Here is a 9652-nt window from a genome sequence, read left to right on the forward strand (position 1 = left end):
TCTCGACCACCCGAATAGGTGAAGTGCCAGTGGCGAACGAAGCAAAGCTCCGCGAATACCTCAAGAAGGTCACGACGGATCTCGACGAGGCGTACGGACGCCTGCGCGACATCGAGAGCCAGGCCCATGAGCCCATTGCCATCACGGCCATGAGCTGCCGCTTCCCGGGAGGCGTTCGGTCCCCCGAAGAACTGTGGGAACTGCTGGCCTCGGGCGGCGACGCCCTCACCGCCTTCCCCACGGACCGTGGCTGGGACCTGGAGCACCTGTTCTCCGACGACCCCGACGACCAGGGCACCTCGACCACCCGCGAGGGCGGGTTCCTGAGCGGCGCGTCCGCGTTCGACGCCCACTTCTTCGGGATCTCGCCGCGCGAGGCCATGGCGATGGACCCGCAGCAGCGGCTCCTGCTGGAGACCTCCTGGGAGGCGTTCGAGCGCGCCGGCATCGACCCGAACCTCCTGCGCGGCAGCCAGTGCGGTGTGTTCGTCGGCATGAACGGCTCGGACTACCTCACCCCGCTGCTGGAGGCGGCCGAGGACTACGCGGGCCACCTCGGCACCGGCAACGCCTCCAGCGTGCTCTCCGGGCGCCTCTCCTACACCTTCGGTCTCGAAGGCCCCGCCGTCACCGTCGACACCGCCTGCTCGGCCTCTCTCGTCGCCCTCCACCTGGCGGCGCAGGCACTGCGGGCCGGGGAGTGCTCACTGGCCGTCGCGGGCGGCGTCCACGTCATGTCCACCCCCGGGCTCTTCGTGGAGTTCAGCAAGCAGCGCGGGCTCTCCACCGACGGCCGGTGCAAGGCGTTCGCGGCGGGCGCCGACGGCTTCGGCCCCGCCGAAGGCGTGGGCGTCCTGCTCCTGGAGCGGCTCTCCGACGCGCGCAAGAACGGCCGCCCGGTCCTGGCCGTGCTCCGCGGTTCCGCGATCAACCAGGACGGTGCGAGCAACGGCCTGACGGCCCCCAACGGCCCCTCTCAGCAGCGCGTCATCCGGCAGGCCCTGGCCAACGCCCGGCTCTCCGCCGATCAGGTGGACGTGGTGGAGGCGCACGGCACGGGCACCTCGCTCGGTGACCCCATCGAGGCACAGGCGCTGCTGGCGACGTACGGGCAGGACCGGCCGTCCGACCAGCCGCTGCTGCTGGGGTCCGTGAAATCGAACATCGGGCACACCCAGGCCGCGGCCGGCGTGGCCGGTGTGATCAAGATGGTGCTGGCCATGCAGCACGGGGTGCTGCCGCAGAGCCTCCACATCGACGAGCCGTCGCCCCACGTGGACTGGGCGGCCGGCACGGTCGAACTGCTCACGGAGCAGACGGCGTGGCCCGAGCGGACGCATCCCCGCCGTGCGGGTGTGTCGTCGTTCGGTTTCAGTGGGACGAATGCGCATGTGATCGTGGAGCAGGCTCCGGCGGTGGAGGCGGCTGAGCCGGAGGCCGGTTCGGGGATGCCGGTGGTTCCGTGGGTGCTTTCGGGTAAGAGCGCGGGGGCGTTGCGGGGGCAGGCGGAGCGTCTGTCGGGCTGGCTGGCGGGCGCGGCGGGCGTTGATCCGCTGGACGTGGGCTGGTCGTTGGCGTCCACGCGTGCGGGGCTGGACCACCGGGCGGTGGTCTTCGGTGATCACGCGGCCGGTGTGTCCGCCGTGGCGTCGGGTGCGCTGACCGCCGGTGTGGTCACCGGGTCTGCCGTCGGCGGCAAGACGGCGTTCGTGTTCCCGGGCCAGGGTTCGCAGTGGCTGGGTATGGCGGCGGAGCTGCTGGAGTCCTCGCCGGTGTTCGCCGCGCGGGTGGACGAGTGCGCGAAGGCGCTGGAGCCCTTCACCGACTGGTCGTTGGTGGACGTGCTGCGCGGCGTTGAGGGCGCGCCGTCCCTTGATCGCGTGGATGTGGTTCAGCCGGCCTTGTTCGCGGTGATGGTGTCGCTCGCTGAGGTGTGGCGTGCGGCGGGTGTGCGTCCGGGTGCGGTGATCGGGCATTCGCAGGGTGAGATCGCGGCCGCGTGCGTGGCCGGGATCCTTTCGCTGGACGATGCCGCTCGGGTGGTGGCTCTGCGGAGCCAGGCCATCGGCCGGGTGCTGGCTGGTCTGGGCGGCATGGTGTCCGTGCCGCTGCCCGCCGCCGAGGTCCGGGAGCGGATTTCGACGTGGGGCGAGCAGCGGATTTCCGTCGCCGCCGTCAACGGCCCCTCCTCCGTGGTGGTTTCGGGTGAGGTCCAGGCGCTGGAGGAACTCCTCGCTTCCTGTGAGGCGGACGGGGTCCGTGCCAAGCGGATCGCCGTGGATTACGCCTCGCACTCCGCCCAGGTGGAGCTGCTCCGTGAGGAGCTCGACACGCTTCTCGCCCCGATCGTCCCGCAGGCGGCGGAGGTTCCCTTCCTGTCGACGGTGACGGGGGAGTGGGTCAACGGTCCCGAGCTGGACGCCGGTTACTGGTTCCGGAACCTGCGCCGGACCGTGGAGCTTGAGCAGGCGACCCGGACGCTGCTGGAGCAGGGCTTCGGGGTGTTCATCGAGTCGAGCCCGCATCCGGTGCTGACCGTGGGCATGCAGGAGACCGTCGAGGACGCGGGCCGTGAAGCCGCGATCCTGGGCTCCCTGCGGCGTAACGAGGGCGGTCTGGAGCGGTTCTGGCTCTCCCTCGGCGAGGCCTACGTCCGTGGTGTGGCCGTGGACTGGGGCGCCGTCTTCGCCGGTACCGGTGCCCAGCGCGTCGACCTGCCCACCTACTCCTTCCAGCAGGAGCACTTCTGGCTCGAAAGCAGTACCGCCGAGGACCCCGACACCGCCACCTACCCGGCTGACGCCACCGATGCCCGCTTCTGGGAGGCCGTCGAGCGTCAGGACGTGGCCGCCCTCATCGCCGAGCTGGACATCGACGGGGACGAGGCGCTCACCGCGCTCCTGCCCGCGCTGTCGTCCTGGCGCCGCCAGGGCAAGGAGCGCTCCACCGTTGACGGCTGGCGCTACCGGATCACCTGGAAGCCGGCCCCCGAGCCCGCCGCCACCCGTCTCGACGGCGCTTGGCTCGTCGCGGTTCCCGAGACCGGTGGAGCGGCCGACGACGTGGTGGGTGCGCTGGCCGAACACGGCGCCGACGTACGGCAGATCACGGTCCCGCGCACCCACGATGCTCGGGCCCAGCTGGTCGAGCGGATCCGTACGGCGCTCGCCGACGGGCCCGAGGTGGCGGGCGTGCTGTCCCTCCTGACCCCCTCGGCGGACGAGGCGGAGCCGATCGGCTCGGCCGCGCCCGCCGGTGTGAGCGCCACCCTCGCGCTCGTCCAGGCGCTCGGTGACGCCGATGTCGCCGCCCCGCTCTGGTGCGTCACCCGTGGCGCGGTGTCCGTCGGCCGCTCCGAGCAGCAGGCCGATCCCGCGCAGGCCCCCGTCTGGGGGCTCGGCCGTGTCACCGCCCTGGAGCACGGCGAGCGCTGGGGCGGTCTGGTCGACCTGCCCGCGCAGGCCGACGCCCGGACGCTCCGACGCCTCGTCGGGGTGCTGGCCGGGGACGCCGCCGAGGACCAGGTCGCCGTGCGGTCCTCGGGGCTGTTCGTACGCCGTCTCGTACGCGCCCGCCTGGCCGAGTCCCCGGCGGTCCGGGAGTGGCGTCCGCGCGGTACGACGCTGGTCACCGGCGGCACCGGAGCGCTCGGCGCCCACGTGGCCCGCTGGCTCGCCGAGAACGGCGCCGAGCACCTGATCCTGACCAGCCGCCGTGGAGCCGAGGCACCCGGCGCGGCCGAGCTGCGCGAGGAACTCACCGCGCTCGGCGCCCGCGTCACCCTCGCCGCCTGCGACGTCAGCGACCGCGAGGCCCTCGCCGCGCTCCTGGCCGACGTACCCGCCGACCAGCCGCTGACCGCCGTCGTGCACACGGCGGCCGTCCTGGACGACGGGGTCATCGAAGCGCTGACACCCGAGCAGGTCGAACGGGTGCTGCGGGTCAAGGTCGACGCGACCCTGCACCTGCACGAGCTGACGCGCGACCTCGACCTGTCCGCATTCGTCCTCTTCTCCTCCTTCGCCGCCACCTTCGGCGCCCCCGGCCAGGGCAACTACGCGCCCGGCAACGCCTTCCTCGACGCCTTCGCCGAGTACCGGCGCGCCGCCGGGCTGCCCGCCACCTCCCTCGCCTGGGGCCCCTGGGGCGACGGTGGCATGGCCGAAGGCGCCGTCGGTGACCGGATGCGCCGCCACGGCGTCATCGAGATGGCCCCCGAGCGGGCCGTCGGCGCACTCCAGCACGCCCTGGACCGCGACGAGACCACCCTGACCGTCGCGGACATGGAGTGGAAGCGCTTCGTCCTGGCCTTCACCTCCGGCCGTGCCCGCCCGCTGCTGCACGACCTGCCCGAGGCACGACAGGCCATGGAGGCCACCCGGACCGATGCGGCGGAGGACAGCGGCAGCGCCGCCGTGCTCGCCCAGCGGCTCGCCGGGCAGCCCGAGGCCGAGCAGGAACGGCTGCTGCTGGAACTGGTCCGTACGGCCGTCGCCGCCGTCCTCGGCTACGCCGGGCCCGACGCCGTCGACGCCGGCCGGGCGTTCAAGGAGCTGGGCTTCGACTCCCTCACCTCCGTCGAACTGCGCAACCGCCTGGGCGCCGCCGCGGGCCTCAAGCTGCCGCCCACCCTCGTCTTCGACTACCCGACGCCCACCGTCCTCGCCCGCCACCTGCGGGCCGAGTTCTCCGGCCAGAGCGCCGCGGCACCCGTACCGACGGCCGCCGCCGCCGGATCGGACGCCGAACCGATCGCCGTCGTCGCGATGAGCTGCCGCTTCCCCGGCGGCGTCCGCAGCCCCGAGGAGCTCTGGCAGCTGCTCGTCTCCGGCGGGGACGCCCTCTCGCAGTTCCCCGCCGACCGCGGCTGGGACGTCGAGGCGCTGTACGACCCCGACCCCGACGCGCAGGGCACCTCGTACACCCGCGAGGGCGGCTTCCTCTCCGACGCGGCCGCCTTCGACCCGGCGTTCTTCGGGATCTCGCCGCGCGAGGCCCTCGCCATGGACCCGCAGCAGCGCCTGCTGCTGGAGACCACGTGGGAGGCCTTCGAGCGCGCCGGGATCGACCCGGAGACCCTGCGCGGCAGCCAGTCCGGCGTTTTCGTCGGGACCAACGGCTCCGACTACTCCCACCTCGTACGGGGCGCCGCCGACGGCCTCGAAGGGCACCTGGCCACCGGCAGCGCCGGCAGCGTCGTCTCCGGGCGCCTCTCCTACACCTTCGGTCTCGAAGGCCCCGCCGTCACCGTCGACACCGCCTGCTCGGCCTCGCTGGTCGCCCTCCACCTCGCGGTGCAGGCACTGCGGAGCGGCGAATGCACCATGGCCCTGGCCGGCGGGGTCACCGTCATGTCCACCCCCGGCACCTTCATCGAGTTCAGCCGCCAGCGCGGACTGTCCACCGACGGCCGCTGCAAGGCGTTCTCCGCCGACGCGGACGGCTTCAGCCCCGCCGAGGGCGTCGGCATGCTGCTCGTTGAGCGGCTGTCCGACGCGCGGCGCAACGGCCACCCGGTCCTCGCCGTGGTCCGGGGTACGGCGATCAACCAGGACGGTGCGAGCAACGGCCTGACGGCCCCCAACGGCCCCTCGCAGCAGCGCGTCATCCGGCAGGCCCTGGCCAACGCCCGGCTGACCACGGCCGAAGTGGACGTGGTGGAGGCGCACGGCACGGGCACCTCGCTGGGCGACCCCATCGAGGCGCAGGCACTGCTGGCGACGTACGGCCAGGACCGCCCCGAGGGCCGGCCCCTGCTCCTCGGCTCGGTCAAATCCAACATCGGCCACGCACAGGCCGCGGCGGGTGTCGCCGGTGTGATGAAGATGGTGCTGGCCATGCAGCACGGGGTACTGCCCCAGAGCCTGCACATCGACGAGCCCACCCCGCACGTCGACTGGAGCGCGGGCGAGGTCGCCCTGCTGACCGAGCGGCGGGCCTGGCCCGAGACCGGTGACCGCCCCTGGCGGGCGGGAGTGTCGTCGTTCGGGTTCAGCGGGACCAACGCCCATGCCATCATCGAGCAGGCCCCGGTGGAACAGGGGTCCGACGAGCAGGGGACCCCTGCGCCGCCGACCCCCCACCCCCTACTGACCACGACCACCCCGCAGGACACCGGTTCCGACGCGCGGACCCCCCTGCCCTGGGCGCTGACGGCCAAGACCGAGAAGGCGCTGAGGGGCCAGGCCGACCGCCTGCTGGACCACCTCGCCACCCGTCCTGACCTGCGACGGGTCGACGTCGGCCACTCCCTGGCCAGCACGCGCACGGCCCACGACCGGCGCGCGGTACTGATCGGCCGGGACCAGCAGGAGCACCTCGCGGGCCTGGCCGCCCTGGCCGCCGGAGGCACCGCACCCCTGCTCGTCCAGGGGTCGGTCATCGGGGGCAAGACCGCGTTCGTGTTCCCCGGACAGGGGTCGCAATGGGTGGGCATGGCACAGGCGCTGATGGACGCTTCACCCGTGTTTGCTGCCCGGGTGGATGAGTGTGCGAAGGCGCTGGAGCCCTTCACCGACTGGTCGTTGGTGGATGTGCTCCGGGGCGTCGACGGCGCGCCCTCGCTCGACCGGGTGGATGTGGTGCAGCCCGCGCTGTTCGCGGTGATGGTGTCGCTGGCCGAGGTGTGGCGTGCGGCGGGTGTGCGTCCGGGTGCGGTGATCGGGCATTCGCAGGGTGAGATCGCGGCCGCCTGTGTGGCCGGGATCCTGTCGCTGGACGACGCGGCCCGTGTGGTGGCTCTGCGGAGCCAGGCCATCGGCCGGGTGCTCGCCGGTCTGGGCGGCATGGTCTCCGTGCCCCTGCCTGCCATTGAGGTTCGGGAACGGATCGCGCCGTGGGGCGAGCAGCGGATCTCGGTCGCCGCCGTCAACGGCCCCTCCTCCGTCGTGGTGTCCGGTGAGGTCCAGGCTCTGGATGAGCTGCTTGCCGCGTGCGAGGCGGACGGGGTCCGTGCCAAGCGGATCGCGGTGGACTACGCCTCGCACTCCGCCCAGGTGGAGCTGCTCCGTGAGGAGCTCGACACGCTTCTCGCCCCGATCGTCCCGCAGGCGGCGGAGGTTCCCTTCCTGTCGACGGTGACGGGGGAGTGGGTGAAGGGTCCCGAGCTGGACGCCGGTTACTGGTTCCGGAACCTGCGCCGGACCGTGGAGCTTGAGCAGGCGACCCGGACGCTGCTGGAGCAGGGCTTCGGGGTGTTCATCGAGTCGAGCCCGCATCCGGTGCTGACGGTGGGCATGCAGGAGACCGTCGAGGACGCGGGCCGTGAGGCCGCCGTGCTCGGTTCCCTGCGGCGTAACGAGGGTGGTCTGGAGCGGTTCTGGCTCTCCCTCGGCGAGGCCTATGTCCGCGGTGTGGCCGTGGACTGGGACGCCGTGTTCGCCGGTACCGGTGCCCAGCGCGTGGACCTGCCCACCTATGCCTTCCAGTCGCAGCGGTTCTGGCCGGAGGCCGCGCCGGTCGAAGCGGGCGATGCGCCCGTGGAGAGCGCGATCGACGCCCGGTTCTGGGACGCCGTCGAACGCGAGGACCTCGCCGCGCTCACCGCCGAACTGCGGATCGAGGGCGACCAGCCCCTGACCGCCCTGCTCCCCGCGCTGTCCTCCTGGCGTCGGCAGAGCCGCGAGCAGTCCACCGTCGACGGCTGGCGCTACCGGGTCGTGTGGAAGCCCCTGGCCGAAGCCGCCACCACCCGCCTCTCCGGCACCTGGCTGGCCGTCGTACCCGAGGCGGTCTCCGGACCGGCCGGTGACGCGGCCGCCGCTGTCCTTCGTACGCTCGCCGACCGGGGCGCGGAGGTCCGTACCGTCACCGTGGCCGCCGACGCGGCCGGCCGGGAGGCGCTCACCGTCGCCCTGAAGGCCGCCACGGCCTCGACGGCCGCCCCCGCCGGGGTGCTGTCCCTCCTCGCCCTCGGCGACGACGGGGCCGCGCTGTGCGCGCACTCCGGGCTCCTCGGCACCGCCGCGCTCGTCCAGGCCCTCGGGGACGCCGATGTGTCCGCGCCGCTGTGGTGCGTCACCCGCGGCGCCGTCTCCGTGGCCCGCTCCGAGCGGCTCCAGGATCCGGCGCAGGCACTCCTGTGGGGCTTCGGCCGCACCGCCGCGCTCGAATTCCCCGACCGCTGGGGCGGCCTGCTCGACCTGCCCGCGCAGGCCGACGACCGGACCCTCGAACGGCTCGCCGGGGTCCTGGCCGGTGACGGCTCCGAGGACCAGGTGGCGCTCCGCGCCTCCGGGCTCTTCGGCCGGCGGCTGGCCCACGCCCCGCTCGCCGACGCGCCGACCCCGCCCGGCTGGCGTCCGCGCGGTACGACGCTGGTCACCGGCGGCACGGGAGCGCTCGGCGCCCACGTGGCGCGCTGGCTCGCCGAGAACGGCGCCGAGCACCTGATCCTGACCAGCCGTCGCGGTGCCGAGGCGCCCGGCGCGGCCGAGCTGCGCGAGGAACTGACCGCGCTCGGCGCCCGCGTCACCCTCGCCGCCTGCGACATGGCCGACCGTGACGCCGTCACCGCGCTCCTCGCCGACGTCCCCGCCGACCAGCCGCTGACCGCCGTCGTGCACACCGCCGGTGTCCTCGACGACGGGGTCATCGACGGGCTGACCCCCGAGCGGTTCGCGACCGTGCTCGCCCCCAAGGCGGACGCGGCGCTGACCCTGCACGAGCTGACCCGCGACCTGGACCTGTCCGCTTTCGTGCTCTTCTCCGGAGTCGCCGGCACCCTCGGTGACGCCGGGCAGGGCAACTACGCGGCCGCCAACTCCTACCTCGACGCCCTCGCCGAGCAGCGGCACGCCGACGGCCTGCCCGCCACCTCGGTGGCCTGGGGCCGCTGGGGTGACAGCGGGCTCGCCGCGGGCGGCGCCATCGGGGAGCGGCTCGACCGCGGCGGTGTGCCCGCCATGGCGCCGCGCGCCGCGATCCGGGCGCTCCAGCAGGCCCTCGACCACGCCGAACCGGCCGTAGCCGTCGCCGACATCCAGTGGGAGCGGTTCACGCCCGGCTACACCGCCGTACGGCCCAGCCCGTTCCTCGTCGACCTGCCCGAGGTGCGTGCGCTCGTACGGGCCGCGGCGGCCGCCGGTGACGCGGCCGGCGCGGACGGGGAGGGCTCCCCGGCCGAGGCGCTGCGCCGACGCCTGTCGGTGATGCCGCAGGCCGAGCAGGCCCTGGCCGTACTGGAACTGGTCCGCTCGCACGCGGCGACGGCCCTCGGGCACCCCACCACCGACGAGGTGGGCGCGGGCCGCGCGTTCAAGGAGCTCGGTTTCGACTCCCTGATCGCGCTGGAGCTCCGCAACCGCCTGAACGCCGCCACCGGGCTGAAACTCCCGGCGACCCTGGTCTTCGACCACCCGACCCCGGCGGTCCTCGCCGACTTCCTGCGCGGCGAGATCGTCCAGGACGGCAGCGCCGCGGCGGCGCCGGGGATCGCGGAACTCGAAAAGCTTGAGTCCGCGCTGTCCGTCATCGACCCGGACGGCGAGACACGTTCCGACATCGCCTCGCGCCTGCAGGCACTCCTGGCGAAGTGGGGTGAACCGCAGGCCCATTCGAGTGGGGGGGCCGTGGCCGAGAAGCTCCAGGAAGCCACGGCAGACGAGCTCTTCGACTTCATCGAGAACGAGCTCGGCATCTAGCACAGCGGACA

The 9652-nt window shown here is 73.5% G+C and carries 1 protein-coding gene; it reads left to right on the plus strand.

The window, feature by feature from the left end:
* Nucleotides 1–29: 29 nt before the first annotated feature.
* The gene (locus IE248_RS22455) at nucleotides 30–9641 is read left to right on the plus strand and encodes a type I polyketide synthase (RefSeq protein ID WP_190031517.1); all 9612 of its coding nucleotides are present in this window, start codon (nucleotides 30–32) and stop codon (nucleotides 9639–9641) included.
* Nucleotides 9642–9652 lie beyond the last annotated feature (11 nt).

This window comes from Streptomyces goshikiensis (assembly GCF_014650555.1).
GTDB lineage: Bacteria > Actinomycetota > Actinomycetes > Streptomycetales > Streptomycetaceae > Streptomyces > Streptomyces goshikiensis.